At 73.1% G+C, this 20,000-nt stretch carries 22 protein-coding genes; 14 read left to right on the top strand and 8 right to left on the bottom strand.

Annotation, left to right across the window (positions count from 1 at the left end):
• Nucleotides 1-230 precede the first annotated feature (230 nt).
• Entirely contained in the window at nt 231-1,454 is a 1,224-nt protein-coding gene (locus DK427_RS14935) for a glycosyltransferase family 4 protein (protein ID WP_109951954.1), read from the bottom strand.
• Between the two features lie 124 nt (nt 1,455-1,578).
• Between DK427_RS14935 and DK427_RS14930 the strand changes: the two genes are divergently transcribed.
• Nucleotides 1,579-2,352, top strand: a complete 774-nt coding sequence (locus DK427_RS14930; RefSeq protein ID WP_109951953.1) for an alpha/beta fold hydrolase — start codon at nt 1,579-1,581, stop codon at nt 2,350-2,352.
• Nucleotides 2,353-2,453: 101 nt separating this feature from the next.
• Here DK427_RS14930 and DK427_RS14925 read toward each other — a convergent pair whose 3' ends face one another.
• Together DK427_RS14925 and DK427_RS14920 are read right to left on the bottom strand one after the other, a co-directional pair.
• Nucleotides 2,454-2,738, bottom strand: coding sequence for a BQ00720 family protein (locus DK427_RS14925; protein WP_109951952.1), 285 nt, complete (start codon nt 2,736-2,738; stop codon nt 2,454-2,456).
• Nucleotides 2,739-2,973: 235 nt separating this feature from the next.
• The gene (locus DK427_RS14920) at nt 2,974-3,402 is read right to left on the bottom strand and encodes an Hsp20 family protein (RefSeq protein WP_109951951.1); all 429 of its coding nucleotides are present in this window, start codon (nt 3,400-3,402) and stop codon (nt 2,974-2,976) included.
• Between the two features lie 456 nt (nt 3,403-3,858).
• On the opposite strand from DK427_RS14920, the gene DK427_RS14915 reads away from it, so the two are divergent.
• The 10 genes from DK427_RS14915 to DK427_RS14870 all read left to right on the top strand — a co-directional run bounded on the left by DK427_RS14915 (nt 3,859) and on the right by DK427_RS14870 (nt 11,854).
• A complete protein-coding gene (locus tag DK427_RS14915; protein WP_109954181.1) occupies nt 3,859-4,356 on the top strand; it encodes a hypothetical protein in 498 nt (165 codons plus the stop codon).
• A gap of 75 nt (nt 4,357-4,431) precedes the next feature.
• Nucleotides 4,432-4,911 (top strand): Tat pathway signal protein, encoded by a 480-nt coding sequence (locus tag DK427_RS14910; protein WP_425452598.1) that lies wholly within the window; start codon nt 4,432-4,434, stop codon nt 4,909-4,911.
• 148 nt (nt 4,912-5,059) lie between these two features.
• Nucleotides 5,060-5,758, top strand: coding sequence for a MotA/TolQ/ExbB proton channel family protein (locus DK427_RS14905; protein ID WP_109951950.1), 699 nt, complete (start codon nt 5,060-5,062; stop codon nt 5,756-5,758).
• 132 nt (nt 5,759-5,890) lie between these two features.
• Nucleotides 5,891-6,376, top strand: a complete 486-nt coding sequence (gene tolR / locus DK427_RS14900; protein ID WP_109951949.1) for a protein TolR — start codon at nt 5,891-5,893, stop codon at nt 6,374-6,376.
• Nucleotides 6,377-6,380: 4 nt separating this feature from the next.
• Nucleotides 6,381-7,418 carry a TonB family protein gene (locus DK427_RS14895; protein WP_245930574.1) on the top strand — a complete coding sequence of 346 codons (1,038 nt, stop codon included), beginning with the start codon at nt 6,381-6,383 and terminating at the stop codon, nt 7,416-7,418.
• A gap of 107 nt (nt 7,419-7,525) precedes the next feature.
• Nucleotides 7,526-8,845, top strand: a complete 1,320-nt coding sequence (locus tag DK427_RS14890) for an MFS transporter (RefSeq protein WP_109951947.1) — start codon at nt 7,526-7,528, stop codon at nt 8,843-8,845.
• A 33-nt stretch (nt 8,846-8,878) separates the two neighbouring features.
• Nucleotides 8,879-10,144, top strand: a complete 1,266-nt coding sequence (locus tag DK427_RS14885) for an arsenic transporter (protein ID WP_109951946.1) — start codon at nt 8,879-8,881, stop codon at nt 10,142-10,144.
• Between the two features lie 10 nt (nt 10,145-10,154).
• Entirely contained in the window at nt 10,155-11,075 is a 921-nt protein-coding gene (locus DK427_RS14880) for a DMT family transporter (RefSeq protein WP_109951945.1), read from the top strand.
• Nucleotides 11,076-11,289: 214 nt separating this feature from the next.
• On the top strand, nt 11,290-11,601 hold the full coding sequence (locus DK427_RS14875) for a hypothetical protein (protein WP_109951944.1): 312 nt from the start codon (nt 11,290-11,292) through the stop codon (nt 11,599-11,601).
• 7 nt (nt 11,602-11,608) lie between these two features.
• On the top strand, nt 11,609-11,854 hold the full coding sequence (locus tag DK427_RS14870; protein WP_109951943.1) for a BrnA antitoxin family protein: 246 nt from the start codon (nt 11,609-11,611) through the stop codon (nt 11,852-11,854).
• A gap of 5 nt (nt 11,855-11,859) precedes the next feature.
• On the opposite strand, the gene DK427_RS14865 is transcribed toward DK427_RS14870, so the two are convergent.
• Genes DK427_RS14865 through DK427_RS14855 form a run of 3 tightly spaced genes read right to left on the bottom strand, consistent with a single transcriptional unit; the run spans nt 11,860 to nt 13,621 of the window.
• Nucleotides 11,860-12,321 carry a YaiI/YqxD family protein gene (locus tag DK427_RS14865; protein ID WP_109951942.1) on the bottom strand — a complete coding sequence of 154 codons (462 nt, stop codon included), beginning with the start codon at nt 12,319-12,321 and terminating at the stop codon, nt 11,860-11,862.
• Nucleotides 12,318-12,521: a hypothetical protein gene (locus DK427_RS14860; RefSeq protein WP_109951941.1), complete on the bottom strand. Its 204-nt coding sequence runs from the start codon at nt 12,519-12,521 to the stop codon at nt 12,318-12,320. Before DK427_RS14860 ends, DK427_RS14865 begins: the two co-directional genes overlap by 4 nt.
• Nucleotides 12,521-13,621: an adenylate/guanylate cyclase domain-containing protein gene (locus tag DK427_RS14855; RefSeq protein ID WP_109954180.1), complete on the bottom strand. Its 1,101-nt coding sequence runs from the start codon at nt 13,619-13,621 to the stop codon at nt 12,521-12,523. The genes DK427_RS14860 and DK427_RS14855 overlap by 1 nt, the downstream gene beginning before the upstream one ends.
• Before the next feature lie 381 nt (nt 13,622-14,002).
• Between DK427_RS14855 and DK427_RS14850 the strand changes: the two genes are divergently transcribed.
• Together DK427_RS14850 and DK427_RS14845 are read left to right on the top strand one after the other, a co-directional pair.
• Entirely contained in the window at nt 14,003-14,842 is an 840-nt protein-coding gene (locus tag DK427_RS14850) for an aldo/keto reductase (protein WP_109951940.1), read from the top strand.
• Nucleotides 14,843-14,978: 136 nt separating this feature from the next.
• Nucleotides 14,979-16,244 (top strand): OprO/OprP family phosphate-selective porin, encoded by a 1,266-nt coding sequence (locus DK427_RS14845; protein WP_109951939.1) that lies wholly within the window; start codon nt 14,979-14,981, stop codon nt 16,242-16,244.
• 68 nt (nt 16,245-16,312) lie between these two features.
• On the opposite strand, the gene DK427_RS14840 is transcribed toward DK427_RS14845, so the two are convergent.
• Both DK427_RS14840 and DK427_RS14835 read right to left on the bottom strand, forming a co-directional pair.
• Nucleotides 16,313-17,881 carry a helicase HerA domain-containing protein gene (locus tag DK427_RS14840; RefSeq protein ID WP_109951938.1) on the bottom strand — a complete coding sequence of 523 codons (1,569 nt, stop codon included), beginning with the start codon at nt 17,879-17,881 and terminating at the stop codon, nt 16,313-16,315.
• A gap of 169 nt (nt 17,882-18,050) precedes the next feature.
• Nucleotides 18,051-19,007: a c-type cytochrome gene (locus DK427_RS14835; RefSeq protein ID WP_109951937.1), complete on the bottom strand. Its 957-nt coding sequence runs from the start codon at nt 19,005-19,007 to the stop codon at nt 18,051-18,053.
• A gap of 239 nt (nt 19,008-19,246) precedes the next feature.
• On the opposite strand from DK427_RS14835, the gene DK427_RS14830 reads away from it, so the two are divergent.
• Nucleotides 19,247-19,990, top strand: a complete 744-nt coding sequence (locus tag DK427_RS14830) for a 3-deoxy-manno-octulosonate cytidylyltransferase (RefSeq protein ID WP_109951936.1) — start codon at nt 19,247-19,249, stop codon at nt 19,988-19,990.
• Nucleotides 19,991-20,000: the final 10 nt, after the last annotated feature.

Genomic DNA, 20,000 nt, shown 5'->3' with positions numbered 1-20,000 from the left:
GCGACCCGGAACATCCTTCCGAGGGATGTCCTGACCGCCGCCGCTCCGGCCAATCCCGGATAAACCTACCTTGGCTCAAGCGTACAGCAAGTCAACACACCTCGGCATGTGCGAAGCGCAGTTCTTCGAAGATGGTTCCCGAAAGACACGTTAGATGTGAGAACGCGCCGGCACGGCCGCAAGATCCGTCGCCCGGATCCGTCGTCTGGATCGGTCGCGCCGTGCTCCCGTCAGGTGGCCCGTCCGAGGAGGCGCGCGTAGACGTCGAGCGTGTCGCCGACCATGCGCTCCAGCGAGAAATTCGCCTCGACATGCGCCCGGGCGCGGCGGCCCAGCGCGTCGCGGGCGCTGGCGCCGAGCGCGAGGGCGTCGCCGAGCGCGGCGGCCAGCGCGTCGGCGTCCCCGGCCGGCACGCGCCAGCCGGTGCGCTGGCCAGGCTCGACGTCGGGCGGGCTCAGCACCGTCTCGGGCACGGCACCGAGGTCGGAGACGACGACGGGTGTCCCGAGCGCCTGCGCCTCGACCGCGGCCCGGCCGAAGGCCTCGGGCTCGACGGAGGGCACCGCCACCACGGACGCCGCGCGAAAGGCCGCCGGCATGTCGGTGCAGTGCCCGACGCGTCGCACGATGCCCTGGAGGCCGCGCGCGGCGATCAGGGCGTCGATCTCGCGGACGTAGCCCTCCCGGCCCTGGGGGTCGCCCGCCAGCACCACCGCGAGGTCGCCGACGCCGCGGCCCCGCATCAGCGCCGCGGCCTCGATCAGCACGCGGTGGCCCTTCCAGGCGGTGAGCCGGGCGGCGAGCAGCACCACGCGCTCGTGGGGCGCCACGCCCCAGCTCCGGCGCAGGGCCTCGACTCGCCCGGGCCCGACCGCAACCGGCGTGAAGGCGGCGAGATCCGTGCCGCGGTGGATCACCTGAACCCGGTCCCCCGCCTGCTCGGCGTGCAGGCGCCGGATCAGGTCGGCGGTGTAGTGCGAGTTGGCGATCACCGCGTCGCCCCGCGCCATCACCGAGTTGTAGAGCACCTTCACACCGGTCCGGCCCGAATAGCTGCCGTGATAGGTCGTGACGAAGGGCAGCCTGAGCCTCCGCGCCGCGCCGAGCGCCACCCAGGCCGGGGCGCGCGAGCGCGCGTGGATCAGCCCGACGCCTTCGCGCCGGCAGAGGCGGGCGAGGCGGCCGACGTTGAGCGCCATCGCGAGCGGATTCTTCGAGCCTGCCGGGAACGGAACCCAGACGCCGCCCTTGGCCTGGAGCTCGCCGACCAGCCGGCCGCCCTCCGTGGCGACCAGCGCCCGGGCGCCCGCCGCGGCGAGGCCCGCCGCGACGTCGACGGTGGTGCGCTCCGCGCCGCCTGCGTCAAGCGCGGGGATGATCTGAAGCACGCAGGCGCCCGCGAGCGGCGGTGCCTGTGTGGGAAAGCCGGTGGGGCTGCGCGTCTCGCCGGTCATCTGCGGAACGCTACCCTCTGTCTCGTACGCATCGTCACAGGATCGGCCCCGGGCTTTACGGTCGGGTAAACGGAGCCTGAAGCTGAAGCGTTCAGGCCGGGAAGCATCGCGAGAGGAGAAGGGGATGGGGCAGACGGATGAGGCGCCCGCGTTCATCGCGGTCGGGGACGGCGGGAGCCGGCGCGAGATCGCCCTGCGGGTGCGGGACGGCGCTGGGCCGCCGGTGGTCTGGCTCGGCGGCTTCCGCTCCGACATGGGCGCCACCAAGGCCGTGGCGGTCGATGACTGGGCGGAGCGCGCGGGGCGCCGCTTCGTGCGCTTCGACTATACGGGCCACGGCGCCTCGGGCGGGGATTTCGCCGCCTGCACGATCTCGACCTGGCTGGAGGATGCCGAGGCTGTGATCGCGGCCCATGCGCCGGAGCGGCCGGTGCTCGTCGGCTCCTCGATGGGCGGTTGGATCGCCTGCCTCGCCGCACGGGCCCGCCTCGCCGCCGGGCGGCCGGCCGCCGGGCTGGTGCTGATCGCCCCGGCCCTCGACTTCACCGAGGACCTGATGTGGGACCAGTTCCCGAAAGGCGTGCGGGACGCGCTGGAGCGCGACGGGGTCTGGATGCGCCAGAGCGCCTACGCGCCGGAGCCCGATCCCGTCACCATGGCGCTGATCGCGGACGGGCGGCGGAACCGGCTGCTGACCGGCCCGCTCGATCTCGGCTGCCCGGTCCACATCCTCCAGGGGATGCGCGACCCGGACGTGCCGCACCCGCACGCCTTCAAGATCCTCGACCGGCTGCCCGCGGAGGGCACGGTGCTGACCCTGATCGCGGACGGCGACCACCGCCTCTCGCGGCCGCAGGACATCACGCGGCTGATCGGGGCGGTGGCGGAGATGGCGTGAGAAACGGTCTGACGGCGCCGGACGGGGAGCCTGGCGCCGTCAGGGCGCGCCTCCGACGAGGCTCGCGCCCCGTCGCGGCCGACGCGCGACCGAAGGGTGGATCAGTGCAGGCTGACCGGCTGCAGGTCGTGCGCGAAGGCGTTGGCCAGCACGACCTCGCGGGAATCCGCGAGCAGGATCGGGGCGCCGCTCGCCGAGAGCAGGGCGAAGAGGTCGAGGCCGGGCGTCAGGTCGGGCGCCTGCGGGAACATCCGCTTGACCTCGTCCGAGGTGATCGGGCGCACGTAGGCGATGTGGCCCTCGCCGAGCGCCGCGAGATCGGCGGTGTTGAACTCGGCCGGATCGAGGTCGGCCGGCGTGAGGGGAGACGGGTTCAGATCGGTCATGTCGTGCCCTCCTTTCGAGGCAGAGCTTCAGGCCTGTCGTGCGGTCCCGAAGCGACCGCGGGGCCTGATCCGCATGTGGTGTCGGCGCGCTCTGCGATCAATCCTTGCCGGCCAATCCTTGCCGGCTCGACACTTGACGGGCGTTTAATCGCCGGGCGGCAGCGGTTTCCCGGTCTGAGGCTGCCGGCCGGAGAGGGCACCCGCGGCGGCAGGGCCGCGCGCGAAGCCGCCCGTCTCAATCCCGCGCTGAGATCGCGATCTTGCGCACCACGCGCTCCGGTTCGGGGCGGGCGAGGTCGATCGACAGGAGTCCGTTCTGGAGGTCGGCGCCCAGCACCTCCATGCCGTCGGCGAGCAGGAAGGCACGCTGGAACTGGCGCGCCGCGATGCCGCGGTGCAGGAAGTGCCGCTCGCGCTCCTCGACCTGCCGGCCGCGCACCACGAGCTGGTTCTCTTCCAGCATCACGTCGAGCTGGTCGCGGGTGAAGCCCGCCACCGCCAGCGTGATGCGCAGGCGCTCGGGCTCCCGCTCGGTGCGGGGCACGCGCTCGATGTTATAGGGGGGGTAGCCGTCGTTGGCGGCCTTCGACACCCGGTCCAGCGCCTGCTCGATCTCGTCGAAGCCGAGCAGGAAGGGGTGTCCGAACGGGGAGGGACGGGTCATCGCAGGCAAGCGTCCTTCAGGCGGGGCCCCGGGCCCGCGAAGGCCTGTGGGCACCCCGTGTCGCGGAGCCCGCCGCGGCAGCGCTCCCGCCCGGCCGTGCCGGATCGCGGAAAGATATGGAAGGCGCCGCGCTGGGCATCAAGGGAGGCGCTTTCCGCGGCCCGGCGGGCGGCCGGACCACCGCTCCGGATGCTGGATGCGGCCACCCTACACGCCGTTGTCGGTGCTGGGCGGGTCTGTCCCGGGCCAGAGCGGATTTCGTCGCCGTGGATGAGGCCGGGATGATTCGGCAATACTGTCGGCAACCTTCTGCAGGCTCCAATCGGGTCTTGAGTAACAGTTTGGAACTGCTCTGAATTTCGAGGCAGACCTTGATCCGGGGCGCCGTCCCGCGATATCGCCCCCGCAGGGATGCAGCCGCCGGGCCACGGCGTGCGGCCGAAGACCGGAGGCTCCATGACCGCGTCGTCCAGCCCGCCCGGCCACATCGCGCTGCCGCGCGTGGTCGATGTCTGCGGCGACGACGCGGACGTGCTTGCGCTGTCGGTCGCCCGCTTCGTCGCGGCCGGCTACCTGACGGGCGACGTGGCCTGCTGGGAGGCGGCCTTCGACGGGGCCGAGCAACTGCTCGGGCCGGACGAGGGAGGGCGCTTCGTTGCGGGCGTGGTTGGTATCGTGCGCGCGCTGCGGGCGGAGCGGGACCGGGACTGGTCCTTCATGCCCGCGACCTGCTGCCGCGTCACTGGGCACGAATGCGCCCTGGTGGGGCTGATCGGCCGCGGCCGGCGCTGCCTCTGGGACGAGGTGGCGCGGGGTGCGGCCGAGATCACCGGCCGGGCCGAGGCGCCCCGGCTCGTGGCCGCGCTGCGGGCGGCGGTCGGGTCGATCGACGCGGCGGCGGACCGGCTCGGGAGCAGCGTGCCGCGCAGGCCCGCCGGTTCGGCCCTGCACTGAAGCCGCCCGGCCGGCGCGCGAGTTCGAGACGCGAGAGAGGAAGACGCAACGGTGATGGTCGCACAGCAGGTGTCGATGCGGGGCGCAGGGAGCAGGCGCAGCCCGGGTGTTCGGTGCGGCCTCGCCGCGCTCGGCCTCTCGGTCGCGCTCGCCGGGGCCGCCCGCGCCCAGGATGCCGCGGCCACGAGCGCGCCGGCCGCCGCTGGGGCGCCGATCCGGTTGCAGCTGAACCGACTGGAGGCCTCGGGCGAGGCCTGCCGCGCGACCGTCGTGGTCGACAACCTGAAGGGGCCCGCGATCAAGTCCTACAAGGTCGATCTCTTCGCCTTCGACACCGAGGGCGTGGCGCAGAAGCGGGTCGCCGTCGAGCTCGGGCCGCTGCCCGCCCGCAAGACTACCGTGAAGCTGTTCGAGTTCGCCGGCATCACCTGCCCGAAGATCGGCCGCGTTCTCTTGAACGACGTGCTGGCCTGCGAGGGCGGCGAGGGCGGCCGGGAGGGATGCCTGGAGCGCACCGAGACCGAGACCAAGGCCGGCGTTCCCCTCGATCGGTGATCCGATCATCAGGACGCCGCGGGTCAGGCAGGCCGCGGCGTCCGCCCCGAAGACGACCGGCTGCCCGGCGCGGATGCGCCCGGCGGCCAGAGGCCATTGCGCGTGAGGGCTTGGCCGCAACCCGACCCGATGACCTGAGGAGCCCCCGATGGAGAACACCGCCCCGCTCGATGCCGCGGCCGTTGCGCACGACATGTCCTTCGTCGGCCTGTTCCTTCAGGCCGACCCGATCGTGAAGGGCGTGATGATCCTGCTGGTCGTCGCCTCGATCGCCTGCTGGACCGTGGTGTTCGAGAAGGTCGTGCGCCTCGCCGCCGCCAAGCGGCAGGCCAAGGCTTTCGAGGCGCTGGTGCGCTCCGGCGGCAGCCTCGACGGCGAGCAGCGGGGCATCTCCGGCCACATCGTGAAGGCCGCGATCGAGGCGTGGCGCGACCAGGATCCGAGCGAGACCCGCGCCGAGCGGCGCGACCGCATCGAGCGCGCCATGCGGGCCGCCCTCGGCCTGGAGATGAAGCGCCTGCAGAACGGCCTCGCGCTGCTCGCCACCTCCGGCTCGACCGCCCCGTTCATCGGCCTGTTCGGCACGGTCTGGGGCATCATGAACTCGTTCTCCTCGATCGCGAAGAGCCAGGACACCTCGCTCGCCGTGGTGGCGCCGGGCATCGCCGAGGCGCTCTTCGCCACCGCGATCGGCCTCGTCGTCGCGATCCCGGCGGTGATGGCCTACAACAAGCTCTCGGGCGACATCGCGCGGCTGCAGAGCGGCTTCGTCTCCTGCATCGGCGTGCTCGGCAACCGGCTCGCCCGCGACCGCGGCACCGTCAAGCACCGCGCCGCCGCCGAGTAGCCTACCCCGAACCGGCGGGCGCGAGCGCGCCCGCGTCACGGCCCCGCCCCCCGGTGCGGCGGGGTCTCCCGCAATGCATATGCCTGCGCGGCGCCCGCGAGAGCGGCCGGCCGCCAGCCCGGAGGACGCCCGATGGCGATGGGTTCGATCCGCGCGAGCGGGGGCGACGACGAGGACGGCCTCGACGCGACCCCGATGTCCGAGATCAACGTCACCCCAATGGTCGACGTGATGCTGGTGCTGCTGATCATCTTCATGGTGGCGGCCCCCCTGATGACGACCGGCGTGCCGGTGCAGCTGCCCAAGACCGCCGCCGCCAAGGTGGCCCAGTCGCAGAAGCCGATGGAGGTCACCGTCGACAAGGAGGGCCAGCCCTCCATCGCCAAGGAGGTCTTCACCACCGAGGGTCTGACGGCGCGTCTGCGGGCGATGGCCGCCGAGAACAAGGACCAGGTCGTGCTGGTGCGCGGCGACCGCGACGTGCCCTACGGCAAGGTCATGGAGGTGATGGGCCTCGTCGGTCAGGCGGGCTTCACCAAGGTGTCGTTGATCGCCCAGTCTCCGGGCGGGGCTGCCCCCGGCGCCGCGGCGCCCGCGAGCGGCGGGACGGCGCGCTGATCCCATGAGCGGTACGTCCATGCCCGCCGGGTCCGACCTCGCCGGCCTCGCGCCCGACGGGCCGGGGAGCCGCCCTTCTGGGCTTGTCGCGGCCTTCCTCGTCGCGTTCGTCCTGCACGCGGGCGCGCTGCTCGCGATCACTTTCCTGCGCCTCGCGCCGCCGGCCCCGCCCGGCGAGCAGCAGGTCACGGTCGATCTCGCGCCCCTGATGACCGAGGCGCAGACCGAGTCGGTGCTGGAGAACCAGGCCGCCGTCGAGACGCCGCCCGAACAGCAGCCCACCGAGCAGCCGGTCGAGGAGGCGACGACCCCGCCGCCGCCGCCCGAGGTCGCCGAGGTCAAGCCCGAGGAGACACCCGCCGAGGCCCCGCCGCAGACCCAGGCCCTGACCGAGGCGCCGCCGGACGCCCGGCCGATCGAGCCGGAGAGCCAGGTCATCACCTCAACCGCGCCCGAGGCCGAGGCGCTGGCGCCCCCGCCGCCGACCGTCGCCGAGGCTCCGAAGCCCGTCGAGCCGGAGAAGCCGAAGCCGGATCTGGCTAAGCTCAAGGCGGAGCGCGAGGCGAAGCTGAAGGCCCAGCGCGAAGCCAAGAAGCGCGAGGAGATGCTGGAGAAGCGCCGTGAGGAGCTGCGCGAGGCCAAGCTGAAGGCTCAGCGCGAGGCGCGGGCGCGCGAGTCCCGCGCAGCCGAGGGCGCCGAGCGCGCCTCCGCCGCGTCATCGCGCCAGAATGCCGCCGGCCGTGCCGCGGCGGGCAGCGACCCGAGCGCGATGCGCCAGTGGACCGGCGCGATCAGCGCGGCGATCCACGGCCGCATGAACGCGGGAGCCGCTGCCGGCACAAGCGGCGGCACCGCCGTCGTGCGCTTCACCGTGATGCGCTCGGGCGCCGTCAGCGGCGCGGGTCTCGCGCGCAGCAGCGGCGTCGGCCAGATCGACAGCGCCGCGCTCGGCGCCGTGCGCGGCAGCCTGCCGCCGGCGCCCGCGGGCGTGACTCAGCCCAGCCTGACGGTCACGATTCCGTTGAACTACCGGGTGCGCTGAGCGTTATCCCGCGGTTCACGCACTCGTGTGCCGGGGCCGCCGGAACCGCAGCCCCGGAAAAGGCTTGGCCGCGCGGCGCAACGGGCGCCGCGCCTGCCGAGATCTCCATGACCCCTGCTGCCGATGCGGGCGCCACTGCGCCCTCGCCACGCGCCCTGCGCGGCCTCGACGCGCTCAACTTCTTCCTGGCCGACGTGCGCGACGGACTCGGGCCCTACCTGGCGATCTACCTGCTCGCGGTGCGCGGGCCGGACCAGGGCTGGAACGAGGCGACGATCGGCCTCGTCATCACCATCTCGGGCATCGCCGGGCTGATCGCCCAGACCCCGGCCGGCGCCCTGATCGACCGCACCAGGGCCAAGCGGCTCGTGGTGATCGCCGCCGCGGTCGCTGTGACGCTCAGCTCGCTCGCCCTGCCCTTCATCCAGAGCTTCTGGCTCGTTGCCGCCACCCAGTCGGTCGCCGGCATCGCGGGCGCGATCTTCCCGCCCGCGCTCGCCGCCATCACGCTGGGCGTCGTCGGCCCGAAGGCGTTCGCCAAGCGCATCGGCCGCAATGAGGGCTTCAACCACGCGGGCAACGCCGTCTCGGCCGCGATCGCGGGCGCCACCGCCTACTATTTCGGGCCCATCGTGGTGTTCTGGCTGATGGCGCTGCTCGCCGCGGCCTCGATCGGCGCGATGCTGATGATCCCGGCGCGGGCCATCGACGACGACCTCGCCCGCGGCCTCGACCACCAGGAGGGCTCGGGCGACGAGCAGCCCTCGGGCCTCGGCGCGCTCGTCCAGAACCGCACGCTGCTGCTCTTCGCGCTCCTTTGCGCCGCCTTCCACCTCGCCAACGCCGCGATGCTGCCCTCGGTGGGCCAGCTCCTCACCAAGCTCTCGGGCAAGGACCATGCGACCTCGCTCATCGCGGTCTGCATCGTTGCGGCGCAGTGCGTGATGGTGCCGGTGGCGGTCTTCGTCGGTGCCCGGGCCGACGCGATCGGCCGCAAGCCGATCTTTCTCGCGGCCTTCGGGGTGCTGGCCCTGCGCGGCGTGCTCTACACCTTCTCCGACAACCCGTTCTGGCTCGTCGGCGTACAGCTCCTCGACGGGATCGGGGCGGGGATCTACGGCGCGCTCTTCCCCGTGGTGGTGGCCGACCTCACCCGCGGCACCGGCCGCTTCAACGCCGCGCAGGGGGCGGTGGCGACCGCCCAGGGGCTCGGCGCCGCCTTCAGCGCGACGCTCGCCGGCGCGCTGATCGTCTGGGCCGGCTTCTCCGTGGCCTTCCTGGCGCTCGCCGGGATCGCGGGTCTCGCCTTCCTGGCCTACCTGGTCCTGATGCCCGAGACCTACGGCTACACGCCGCCGGGAGCCAAGCCGGGCAGCACGCCCGGCAGCAGGCCGGGAGACCGCCGCCTCGCCCCCGCCGCCGCCTGATCCCGCCCTCGCACACCGAAAGATCCGCGCCGCATGGGTGCCTCACTGACACCGAACCTCGCGACCTGGGGGATCGCGGGGCTGGCGACGCTCGGCGTCATCGTGCGGCCGATGGGCTGGCCCGAGGCGATCTGGGCGGTGCTCGGCGCTGCCGCACTGGTGGTGCTGGGCCTCCTGCCGCCCGGAACCGCCTGGGCCGGGGTGCTGAAGGGGACGGACGTCTACCTCTTCCTCGTCGGCATGATGCTGCTGGCCGAGATCGCCCGGAAGGAGGGGCTGTTCGACTGGCTGGCCGGGCTCGCGGTGCGGGCGGCGCGCGGCTCGGCCACGCGCCTGTTCCTGCTCGTCTACGCGGTCGGCACGCTCGTCACGGTGTTCCTCTCGAACGACGCCTGCGCGGTGGTGCTGACGCCGGCCGTCTACGCCGCCGCCCGGGCCGCCCGGGCGCAGGATCCCCTGCCCTACCTCTTCATCTGCGCCTTCATCGCCAACGCGGCGAGCTTCGTGCTGCCGATCTCGAACCCGGCGAACCTCGTGGTCTTCGCCGAGCACATGCCCCCGCTGGCGGAATGGCTGCGCACCTTCGGCCTGCCCTCGGCGGCCGCGATCCTCGCCACCTACGTCGCCCTGCGCATCACCCAGAACGGCGCCCTGAAGGCCATGACGCTGGCCGCGGAGGTCGAGACCGCGCCGCTCGGCACCGGCGGCAAGGTCGCGGCCGCCGGCATCCTGGCGACGGCGGGCGCGCTGATCGCCGCCTCGGCCGCGGGCATCGATCTCGGCCTGCCGACCTTCGCGGCCGGTGTCGCCACCACGCTCGTGGTCCTCATGATCCGGCGCGGCGGCCTAGTCGATGTGGTGCGCGACGTCTCCTGGGGCGTGCTGCCGCTTGTGGCGGGGCTCTTCGTGCTGGTCGAGGCGCTGGAGACGACGGGCGTCCTGCGCCTGCTCGCCGACACCCTGCGGGCCTGGGCCTCCGCGGATCCGGCCGCCACAGCCTGGGCGGGCGGTGCCCTCGTCGCCTTCGGTACGAACCTCGTCAACAACCTGCCGGCCGGGCTCCTGGCCGGCGCCGCCGTCCAGGAGGCCGAGGTCTCGCGCAGGATCGCGGGCGCCATCCTGATCGGCGTCGATCTCGGGCCGAACCTCTCGGTCACCGGGTCGCTGGCCACCATCCTCTGGCTCACGGCGATCCGGCGCGAGGGCGAGCACGTCTCGGCCTGGCGCTTCCTCAAGCTCGGCCTCGTGGTGATGCCGCCGGCCCTGATCCTGGCGCTCGCCGCGCTCCTGCTCGTCTGAAGGTGTCGCCGTGAGCCCCGCCCTCCTCTATCCCTTCATCCTCGCGGCCGGCGCGCTTCAGGCGCTGGGCAACGCCATGAACGCGCGCCTGCGCGGCGGCCTCGTGAATCCCTGGCTGGCGGCGGCCGTCTCCTTCGCGCCGATCGTCTTCGTCTTCGTGACGCTGTTCCTCCTCCGGCCGATTCCGCTGCCGACAGTCGAAACGCTCGCCGCCATGCCCTGGTGGGCGCCGCTCGGGGGGCTGGCCGGCGCCGTGGCGGTCTTCGGCGGCCTCGCGCTCATCGACAAGGTCGGGGCGGGGCCGTTCAACGGCCTGCTCATCACCGGCAACATCCTGACCTCGCTCGCGCTCGACGCGCTCGGGCTGTTCGGCCTGTCCGGCAGCGGCTTCCGGCCGATGCCCTGGCTCGGCGGCCTCCTGATGGTCGCGGGCATCGTGCTGATCGCCCGCGCGCGGCCGGCCGGCCGGGACGAGGACCGCCCCGCGGGCGGGCGACTGCTCATGCCCTTCGTGCTCGGGGCGGGCGCGCTCCAGGCGCTCGGCGTCGTCTGGAACGCGCAGCTGCGCGGCGCGCTGGTCAATCCCTGGCTGGCGGCGGCCGTCTCGTTCCTGCCGATCCTCTTCGTGTTCCTGGCGATTTTCGCGGTGCGGCCCCTGCCGCTGCCGACGCGGGCCGACCTCGCCCGCATGCCCTGGTGGGCGCCGCTCGGCGGGCTCGCGGGCGCCGTGGCGGTGTTCGGCGGCCTCCTCTTTGTCGATACGGTGGGCGCGGGCGCCTTTAACGGCCTGCTGATCACCGCCAATCTCTGCACCTCGATCGCCATGGACCATTTCGGCTGGCTCGGCATGCCGGTCTGCCGTGCAGGGTCCCGGCGCCTCGCAGGCGCCGGCCTGATGGCGGCCGGTATCCTGCTGATCTCCCTGTTCTGAGCGGATTTGACACCCTCGACGAGGAATCCTGACCGAGGCTTGAGCGTAAAACTCGCTTTTTCGGAACGGCGCCCTACATAGAAGAGTGCCGCATTCTCGCGGCAGTGTCCGCCCGTCGAAGCGGCACGACGGCCCGTCACCCCGCATCCGGGCCGAACCCGAACCAGCCGATCGTTGCGCGCCCTCGAGCCCGCGGCGGCCAGAAAGGGACAGGATGACCCACGACACCGACACCGAGATCGACGACGCGGACGAGGTGCGCGATCTCGAGGCGGAAGCCAAGGCCAAGGCCGAGAACCGCGCCGAGCGGGCGGAGCGCGCCGAGCGCATGGCCCGCGAGGGCGCGCAGGCGATGGCCGAGCATCTCGCGCAGATCAAGGCGGTGGATGAGCGCACGACGCGCCTGAAGGCGCTGCGCCTCGCCAAAGAAGCGGCCGACGCCCAGGCCAAGGCTGCGGAAGCCGCCGCCAAGGCCGAGGCGAAGGCTGCCAAGGCTGGCGCCAAGAAGTCCGCCCGGAAGGCCTGACCCGGCCATGTCCGACATGCGCAACCGCCGCCCCGCCGATCCGCGCCGGGCGGCGGAGGCCGCCTTCAAGGCGGCGACAACCCGCAAGCCCGAGAGCCCCCCGCCGAGCGCGCCCGCCGCGGTGCCGGGTGTGCGCGAGAGCGTGACCCTGCGCCTCGACAGCGCCGTGCTGGAGCACTTCCAGAAGGACGGACCGGGCTGGCAGGACCGTATCAACGACGCGCTGAGGGCGCTCGTCCTGCGCGAGGGCTGATCCCCTCAGCGCCCCCGCCGCAGGCGGTTCACGGCGCGGTCGAGGGCGCCCAGGAATGCGGAGCGGTCCTGCCGGGTGAACGGCCGCGGGCCGCCCGTCACCACGCCCGCCTCGCGCAGATCCTGCATCAGGTTCCGGGTCGCCAGCGCCATCCCGACCGAGGATTCGCTGAACGGCTTGCCGTTGGGTGCGATCACGCTGGCGCCTGCCTTCACACAGCGGCTCGCCAGCGGCACGTCGGCCGTGACCACGATGGCGTCCGGTCCGGCCCGCTCGGCGATCCAGTCGTCGGCCGCGTCGAGGGCGTCGCCGACCACCACCCGCTCGATCCAGGGCTCGCGCGGCAGGTTGAGCAGGCTGTTGGCCACCACGTAGACGTGGAGCCCGTAGCGGGCCGCCACCCGGAAAGTCTCGTCCTTCACCGGGCAGGCATCGGCATCGACGTAGATCGCGGGCGTCGTGGTCATGATGAACCCTGCGGCGATCCCCGCGGCACGAGGCGGGCGGCGAAGCTCAGGGCGATCAGCAGCGCGCCCAGCGCGAACTGCCAGCGCTCGATGTCGCCGCCGACCGAGATGACGACGGCGTGCCCGATCACCGCGAGGCCCGCCAGCGGAAATCCGAACCGGATCGCCAGCCGGAGGGCCCGGAGCCAGGATCGTCCCATCAGCGCTGCCCGGCGGTGCGCAGGGGCGTGACGGTCGCGTCCCCTCGCGTCTCCGCCCGCGACATGGCCGGGGCGGCCGCGTCGGCGGTGCGCTCCAGGGTGGCGATGGCGAGCGGCTGGCCGCGGCCGCGCAGGGCGTGGGCGCCGAGGGAGCGGGCGCGGATGCCGGCCGGCAGCGCGGGCAGGCGGTCGAGCAGGTCCTGCGAGATCAGGATGCCGGTGCCGAGCGGCCGGCACAGGGCCTCGATCCGTGCCGTCACGTTCACCGCGTCGCCGAAATAGGCGATCTTGTGCCGGTCCACCCCGACTTCCGCGGTGACGATCGGACCGCCGTGCAGCGCCGCGCGCAGGCGCGGCACCGTGCCGAAGCGGGCCCGCCACGCCTCGGCGTCGCGCTCGATCCGGTCGAGCACGTCGAACACGCAGGCCACGCAGCGCGCCTTGTGCAGGCCGCGCTTCATCGGCCACGTCACCATCGCCATGTCGCCGATATAGTCGTCGATGGCGCCCGCGTTGCGCCGCACCGGCTCGGCGAGCGCCGCGAACACGGCCGCGAGATATTCCTGGGCCCGCAGGTCGCCGTGCGTCTCCGCGAAGGCGGTCGAGCCCACGACGTCGAGGAACAGGAAGATCCGCTCCTCCTCCACCGGCCGGTGGTAGCGGCCCACCATCAGGTTGACGAAGACCTCGGCGCCGATGAGGTCGCGCATGCGGATCACGAAGACGAGGAGCGCCGAGACCGCGAGCGCGTAGGTGAGGACGCGCGGCGTGGTGCGCACCGCGTCGGAGAGCGGGTCGGGGGTCAGCCCGAAGGCCCAGACCACGAGGCCGCCCAGCGCGTTGCCGGCCACGATCATCGCCACGTAGGCCAGTTCCGCCGCCGGCACGAAGATGCTCGCCGGCAGGCGCCGGATCCGCGCCTGGAGCCCGGCCAGGATCAGGCCGCGGTCGAAGGCGAGCGCGGTGCCGCCGATGCAGACGCCGTAGGCGAGGCCGGCCAGCGGCGAGGCGCCGTCCGCGAAGACGAAGTTGTAGACGAGCCCCGCGCCCGCGCAGGCGAGGAGGATCAGCGCCCAGAACCAGCGATGCTGCGGCAGCATCATGCCCCCCCGTGGCGTCAGGCGCCCGGCAAAAACCCTTGCGGGCCTCCGGGCCGCTTCTCAAGAGGCGTCGCGCGGGACCTTGGACGAAAGTCCAATCCCCGACGGCGGGGCCGACCCATTGCTCACCGCCCCTTGATGGCGCGAATAAGGCATCGGCCGTGCCGACGCGCGGCCGAAGGCTTCAGATTCGGTGCGCTGCAGGTCGGGCTCGCGGTTCCCCGGCAGGCCGGGCCTCGGGAACACGCAACGATGCGCGGGCCGCGGCGTTGCGCGGTCGAGGAGCCGGAAGGCGGGCGCACCGCGAAACGGGCTCCGGGTCCGGGCCGGCCGCAGGCGCTTTCCACCCGGCACAAGCCATCCGCGAGGGGAGAGGCAGAGATGTACGCCAGAAGCTTCGGCGCCACCGGCATCTCCGTCCCAGTGATCGGCCAGGGCACGTGGCGCATGGACGGCTCCGAGCGGGCCGCCGCCGTCGCGGCCTTGCGCGCCGGGATCGATGCCGGGATGAGCCATATCGACACCGCCGAGATGTACGACGACGCCGAGTCGATCGTGGCCGAGGCGATCGCCGGCCTGCGCGAGGAGGTGTTCCTGGTCTCGAAGGTCGTGCCGGGCAACGCCACGCGGCGCGGCGTGGTGCGGGCCTGCGAGGCCTCGCTGCGGCGGCTGAAGACCGACCGGCTCGACTGCTACCTGCTGCACTGGCCGGGCCACCACCCGCTGGAGGAGACGATCGCGGGCTTCGAGGACCTGCGCCGGGACGGCAAGATCCTGTCCTGGGGGCTGAGCAACTTCGACGTGGACGACCTCGACGCGGCGCTCCGCATCGCCGGTCCCTACCGGATCGCCTGCAACCAGGTGATCTATCATCTGGGCGAGCGGGCGATCGAGCACGCCGTCCTGCCCTGGTGCGCGAAGAACGGCGTGGCGCTGGTGGGCTACTCCCCCTTCGGGAGCGGCGAGTTTCCGGACCCGTCGAGCCCGGGCGGGCGGGTGCTCGCCGGCATCGCCGAGGCGCACGGCACCAGCCCCTACGGCGTGGCCCTCGCCTTCCTGACCCGGCTCGACAACACCTTCACGATCCCCAAGACCGTGCGGGCGTCGCGCGCGCGGGAGAACGCGGCGGCCGCCGACATCCATCTCAACGCCGCCGAGATCGCGCTGATCGACGCGCATTTCCCGCGCGGCCCCCGTCCGCGCACGCTGCCGATGCTGTGAGCCCGCGATCCGCGTCGGGGTGTTGTGGCGCGGACCGCGTGTTCCGGGTACGGAACGGCTACGCTCGCTGGCGCTGGCCGAGCCGGTCCGCGGCGCGTTTCGGACGCCGGCACGCCCGTTGGCGAGGGAGATGCGGATGCGACGCCCACGTGCCGGGCCGGTGCTCGCCCTGGCGGCTCTGCTCTGGCCCACCCTTCCCGCCCGCGCGGCGGCAGAGGAGGCCGAGACACCGGCCGGTCCCTACGGCGAGCGCCTCAAGCTCGACGCGCGCGGCATCACTCTGACCTTTCCGGACGACGCCGCGAAGCTGCGCATCGGCGGCCGGCTCCAGCTCGACTTCGGTGCGGCCGGCCTCCGGCAGCCGGGGCTGCCCGAGCCGTTCTCCGACAACATCGCGGTGCGCCGCTCCTGGATCGAGAGTTACCTGACACTGGGCAAGACGCTCGAACTCGTCTTCCAGTACGATTTCGCCGAGCCGATGCGGCCGATCAACGACGCGGCGATCGGCTGGAAGGGCATTCCCGACACGATCCTGACGGTCGGCAACATGAAGGAGCCCTTCAGCCTCGACCAGCTGATCAGCGACAACAACACTGTCTTCACCGAGCGCTCGCTCGCCGACGCCTTCGCGCCCGCGCGCAATTTCGGTTTCGCGATCGGCCGGACGATGGGCGACTGGACCGCGGTGGTCGGCGTCTTCGGCGGCAACGCCAACACCGGCATCCGCAGCGAGGGCGTCTCGGCCGCCGCCCGCCTCACCGCGGCGCCGATCAACACCGACGCGCAGGTGCTGCATCTTGGGATCGCGGGCAACTACCGCAGCCTGCCGCGCGACGAGGCGCCGCTGCAGCTCTCCGCGCGCTCGGAGGCCTTCCTGTTCGCCCGGCCCTTCGTGAACACCGGCGAGATCCGGGACGCGGCGAGCGTCGGGCGCCTCGGCCTGGAGGCGGCCTACCGGCACGGGCCGGTGCTGATCCAGGCCGAGTACATCCGCACCGAGGTCGAGCGCTTCGACGGCGCGCGGCCCTTGAGCTTCCAGGGCGGCTATATCGAGGCCAGCGTGGTGCTCAACGGCGAGGGCCGCCGCTACGCGCTGACGCCCGAGTACGGCACGACCTACGCGATCTTCTCCGGCGTCCGGGTCGGCGATGCGGAGCGGGTCTCGAACGGCGGGTTCGGCGTGTTCGAACTCGCCGCCCGCTTCAGCGCGATCGACCTCGACGACGGCCCGGTGCGGGGCGGCATCGAGCGCGACGTCTCGGTCGGGCTCAACTGGTATCCGGACCGGAACGTGCGGCTGATGGCCGACTACGTCCGCTCTCACGCCGCGCCCTCCGCCATCGCGGGCGGGCGCTCGATCGATGCCGATACCTTCATCGGGCGGCTTCAGTTCTACTGGTAGGCGGAGGGGGCATTCCCTCTCCCCGCCCGGCGGGGAAAGGGGATCCGCGGCGCCGAACCGGGCCGCTCTCACTCCGCCGCGAAGAGCTGCCAATCGGTGCCTTCCGCAGCCGCCTCTGCGGCGGGGGCAGCCTCCGCCTTCGGGTCGCCTGGCGCGGTCTCGCAGGCGAGGCCCGGCACGGCGATGACGCGGTTGCCGCGGAAATCCGTGCGGCTCACCACCGCGCCGCGGCTCTCCATGTAGCCGAGGAGCCGCCGCGCCCGGCCCGGGGAGCGGCTGCCGATCGCCTTGGCGAGCGCCGCGTCGCCGGGGCACGGCTCGCCGCCGAGCGCCGCACGGGCGATGAGCAGGAACACGCCCTGCACCTCCTCGGGCATGGTGGCGGCGAGGTTCGTCGCCGCGCTCCAGCTCTCGTCGCCGCCCTCACCTGTCTCAGGGAGTGCCGCGATGCCCGCCCGCGCGACGCTGAGGGCTCGGCGGAAGGCCGACATCCCGTAGGCGTCGCCGTCGAGGCCGCGCATGCGGCAGCGCACCAGGAAGTCCTGGTAAACCACCGCCACGGGCTGGTGTGCCGCGTCGGCATCCGTGACCAGCCCCTGCAGCACCACCTCGCAGCCGGCCCGGTTCTCGGCCGGGTCGAGGGCCGGTGCGGCGGGCGCGGGCTCCGGCCGGTGGGCGGCGAGCTCGCGCATCAGGTCGGCCGGCGTCACCCGCGGGGCCGCGACCGGGCGGGCGCGGGGCGGCAGCACGAAGCCGCCCTCGCTCGCCGGTGCCAGGATCTGCGCCCGCAGGTCCGCGTCCGCGACCCCGGGCAGCGGCAGGAGGCCGGGCGCCACCGCCCGCGCGCCGGTCACCACCGCGCCGATGCGCAGGCCGAGCGGCCGGCGGCTCAGCGCCGGCCCGAGCGCCACGAACTCGCCGCGGCCGAGATCTCGGAAGCGCTCGGCTCCCCGGCGGTCGAGCCCGAGCAAGTCGGCGGCGCGCGCCATGTCGATGTCGAGGAAGGTGCGGCCCATCAGGAAGTTGGTGGCCTCGGCCGCGACGTTCTTGGCGAGCTTGGCCAGCCGCTGCGTCGCGATCACGCCGGCCAGGCCCCGCTTGCGCCCGCGGCACATCAGGTTGGTCATCGCGCCGAGGGAGACCTTGCGGGCCTCGTCCGAGACGTCGCCCGCCGCCATCGGCGCGAAGATCTGGGCCTCGTCCACCACCACGAGGCAGGGGAACCAGTGCGCCCGCTCGGCCTCGAACAGCCCGCCCAGGAAGGCCGCGGCGGCGCGCATCTGCGCCTCCATGTCGAGGCTCTCCAAGTTCAGCACCACCGAGACCCGGTGCGCCCGCACCCGCGCGGCGATGGCCTGGAGATCCGCCTCGCTGTGCGTGCCCTCGACCACGAGATGATCGTAGGCCTCCGCGAGGCTGACGAAATCGCCCTCCGGATCGACGATCACCTGCTGCACGAGGCCGGCGCTCTGCTCCAGCAGGCGGCGCAGCAGGTGCGACTTGCCCGAGCCCGAATTGCCCTGGACCAGCAGGCGGGTGGCGAGCAGTTCCTCAAGGTTCAGCCCGACCGGGCGACCCTGGCCGGCGCCGTCGAGGCCCGTGCCCATCTCGATCGTGCCGTCGCTGCCGATCGCCATCGCTGATCCGGTTGCCGCCTTGAAAAGTCCGCGTCCTGGCTAACACGGGCGGGCGGCGGAGGATGCGGCGGGCGGAGGGCTCGTCCACAGGATGCGGCGAGTCTGGGGATGGCGGGCGCGATGCGCGCTCTCCCTCCCCCTTTGCGGGAGAGGGGGAGTTTCTTGGGTTTTACTTGCCGGCCTCGCCGCCGGTCGAGCCCTGCTCCCGCAGGGTCTTGCCCTTGTCCTCGGCGGCCGGGTCGGCCTTGGCCGGGGGCTCCTTGGCGGCGGGCTCCGGCGGGGTCGCGGGGGCGGCCTCGATCGGGGCGCTCGGGCTCGGGCCGCCGGCGGCCGGATCGGGCTTGCGCTCGGGCTCGTTGCGGTTCGGCGTCGCGGTGTTCGGCTTCGGGCTGCCGGGCGCCTTCTCCAGCACGGGCTCGGCCGTGTTGGTGTCGGCGGGCTTGGCCGGGCTGTCCTTGCCCTCGGAGGCCTTGCCGGCGGCGGGCTGGCTCGCGCTGGGCTTGGTCTCGGCCGGCTTGTCCGCCGGCTTCGCCTCGGCAGGCTTGCCACCCTCGGCGGCCTTGGTATCGGCCGGCTTGGCCTCGGCCTTGTCGGCGGCGGGCAGCGGCTTCGGGCTGTCGGAGAGCGTGCGCAGGTAGGCGATCACGTTCGCCCGTTCCTGCGGCGACGAAATGCCCGCGAAGGCCATCTTGGTGCCCTTGATGAAGCCCTTCGGGCTCGCCAGGAAGTGGTCGAGGTCGTCGTAGGTCCAGGTGCCGCCCTTCTCCTTCAGCCCGGCCGAGTACTCGAAGCCGCCATGGCCGCCCTTGGCGCGCTCGACGATCTCCCAGAGGTCGGGGCCGACCTTGTTGGGGCCGCCCTTCTCGAAGCTGTGGCAGGCCTGGCAGGCCTTGGTGCCGCCCTGGCCCTTCTCGACGTTGGCGCTGGCCAGCCGCACGGCGATCGGCTCGACCTTCGCGGCCTCGGCCGGCGCGCCGCTCTCGGGTGGCGGCTCGGGCAGGTCGTAGCCCGCCTTGCCGGCCGGTTTCGGGTGGTAGATCAGCTCTGCGACGAAGCCGGATCCGACTGCGAACAACACGGCGCCCAAGACCGCACCGGCGACCTTGTTCAGCTCGAACGAATCCATGCTCACTCAACTCCGCTGGCGTGACGGGGCAGGACGCCGGACATTGGAAGATTTCGAGGGTGCCTTAGCCGCTCCGGGGCGATCTTGACAATGCCGGAACGCGGCCAAGCTTGCCCACGGCGCGGATCTGTCTCATCCGGTCCCCTCAGGAATGCGCCCCCGCGAGGGCGACGGCGCGAAATGACAACGCGGAAACCGCCTGTTAAGGCAGCGCCGCCCGACCACGCCGGTGTCTCCCCGTGTCCGATCCCCTGGTCCTCATCCCCGCGCGGCTCGCCGCGACGCGCCTGCCGAACAAGCCGCTCGCCGACATCGCGGGCGAGCCGATGATCGTCCATGTCTGGCGTCGCGCGATGGAGGCCGGGATCGGCCCCGTAGTGGTGGCCACCGACACCGACGCGATCGCGCAAGCCGTGCGCGGAGCGGGCGGCCTCGCCGTGATGACCCGGGCCGACCACCCCTCCGGCTCCGACCGGCTCGCCGAGGCGCTGGAGCAGGTCGATCCGGCCGGCCACCACGATGTCGTGGTCAATGTGCAGGGCGACCTGCCGACGATCGACCCGGCCGCGATCGGCGCGGCGGTGGCCCCGCTCGCCGACCGCACGGTCGACATCGCCACGCTCTGCGCCGAGATCGAGAGGCCCGAGGAGGTGGACGACCCGAACGTGGTCAAGCTCGTCGGCCACCGGGTCGGCCCGCGGCGCCTGCGCGCGCTCTACTTCACCCGCGCCCGTGCGCCCTGGGGACCGGGCCCGCTCTTCCACCATATCGGCCTTTACGCCTATCGCCGCACCGTCCTCGCCCGCTTCATGGCGCTCCCGCCCGGCGAGCTGGAGACCCGCGAGAAGCTGGAGCAGCTGCGCGCGCTGGAGGCCGGCATGCGCATCGACGCGGTGATCGTCGACGACCTGCCGCTCGGCGTCGACACCCCCGCCGACCTCGAACGCGCCCGCGCCGTGATGGCCGGCCGCCGCCTCAACTGACGCTGCCACG

This window comes from Methylobacterium radiodurans, from assembly GCF_003173735.1.
GTDB lineage: Bacteria > Pseudomonadota > Alphaproteobacteria > Rhizobiales > Beijerinckiaceae > Methylobacterium > Methylobacterium radiodurans.
Note: the sequence above shows the minus strand (reverse complement) of the source record. Positions and strands in the feature narration are given on the sequence as shown.

Bases quoted from the DNA above. Each gene is read 5' to 3' on its own strand.
- DK427_RS14935 (WP_109951954.1), bottom strand. From the start codon at position 1,454: ATGACCGGCGAGACGCGCAGCCCCACCGGCTTTCCCACACAGGCACCG.
- DK427_RS14930 (WP_109951953.1), top strand. From the start codon at position 1,579: ATGGGGCAGACGGATGAGGCGCCCGCGTTCATCGCGGTCGGGGACGGC.
- DK427_RS14925 (WP_109951952.1), bottom strand. From the start codon at position 2,738: ATGACCGATCTGAACCCGTCTCCCCTCACGCCGGCCGACCTCGATCCG.
- DK427_RS14920 (WP_109951951.1), bottom strand. From the start codon at position 3,402: ATGACCCGTCCCTCCCCGTTCGGACACCCCTTCCTGCTCGGCTTCGAC.
- DK427_RS14915 (WP_109954181.1), top strand. From the start codon at position 3,859: ATGACCGCGTCGTCCAGCCCGCCCGGCCACATCGCGCTGCCGCGCGTG.
- DK427_RS14910 (WP_425452598.1), top strand. From the start codon at position 4,432: ATGCGGGGCGCAGGGAGCAGGCGCAGCCCGGGTGTTCGGTGCGGCCTC.
- DK427_RS14905 (WP_109951950.1), top strand. From the start codon at position 5,060: ATGGAGAACACCGCCCCGCTCGATGCCGCGGCCGTTGCGCACGACATG.
- tolR (WP_109951949.1), top strand. From the start codon at position 5,891: ATGGCGATGGGTTCGATCCGCGCGAGCGGGGGCGACGACGAGGACGGC.
- DK427_RS14895 (WP_245930574.1), top strand. From the start codon at position 6,381: ATGAGCGGTACGTCCATGCCCGCCGGGTCCGACCTCGCCGGCCTCGCG.
- DK427_RS14890 (WP_109951947.1), top strand. From the start codon at position 7,526: ATGACCCCTGCTGCCGATGCGGGCGCCACTGCGCCCTCGCCACGCGCC.
- DK427_RS14885 (WP_109951946.1), top strand. From the start codon at position 8,879: ATGGGTGCCTCACTGACACCGAACCTCGCGACCTGGGGGATCGCGGGG.
- DK427_RS14875 (WP_109951944.1), top strand. From the start codon at position 11,290: ATGACCCACGACACCGACACCGAGATCGACGACGCGGACGAGGTGCGC.
- DK427_RS14870 (WP_109951943.1), top strand. From the start codon at position 11,609: ATGTCCGACATGCGCAACCGCCGCCCCGCCGATCCGCGCCGGGCGGCG.
- DK427_RS14865 (WP_109951942.1), bottom strand. From the start codon at position 12,321: ATGACCACGACGCCCGCGATCTACGTCGATGCCGATGCCTGCCCGGTG.
- DK427_RS14860 (WP_109951941.1), bottom strand. From the start codon at position 12,521: ATGGGACGATCCTGGCTCCGGGCCCTCCGGCTGGCGATCCGGTTCGGA.
- DK427_RS14855 (WP_109954180.1), bottom strand. From the start codon at position 13,621: ATGCTGCCGCAGCATCGCTGGTTCTGGGCGCTGATCCTCCTCGCCTGC.
- DK427_RS14850 (WP_109951940.1), top strand. From the start codon at position 14,003: ATGTACGCCAGAAGCTTCGGCGCCACCGGCATCTCCGTCCCAGTGATC.
- DK427_RS14845 (WP_109951939.1), top strand. From the start codon at position 14,979: ATGCGACGCCCACGTGCCGGGCCGGTGCTCGCCCTGGCGGCTCTGCTC.
- DK427_RS14840 (WP_109951938.1), bottom strand. From the start codon at position 17,881: ATGGCGATCGGCAGCGACGGCACGATCGAGATGGGCACGGGCCTCGAC.
- DK427_RS14835 (WP_109951937.1), bottom strand. From the start codon at position 19,007: ATGGATTCGTTCGAGCTGAACAAGGTCGCCGGTGCGGTCTTGGGCGCC.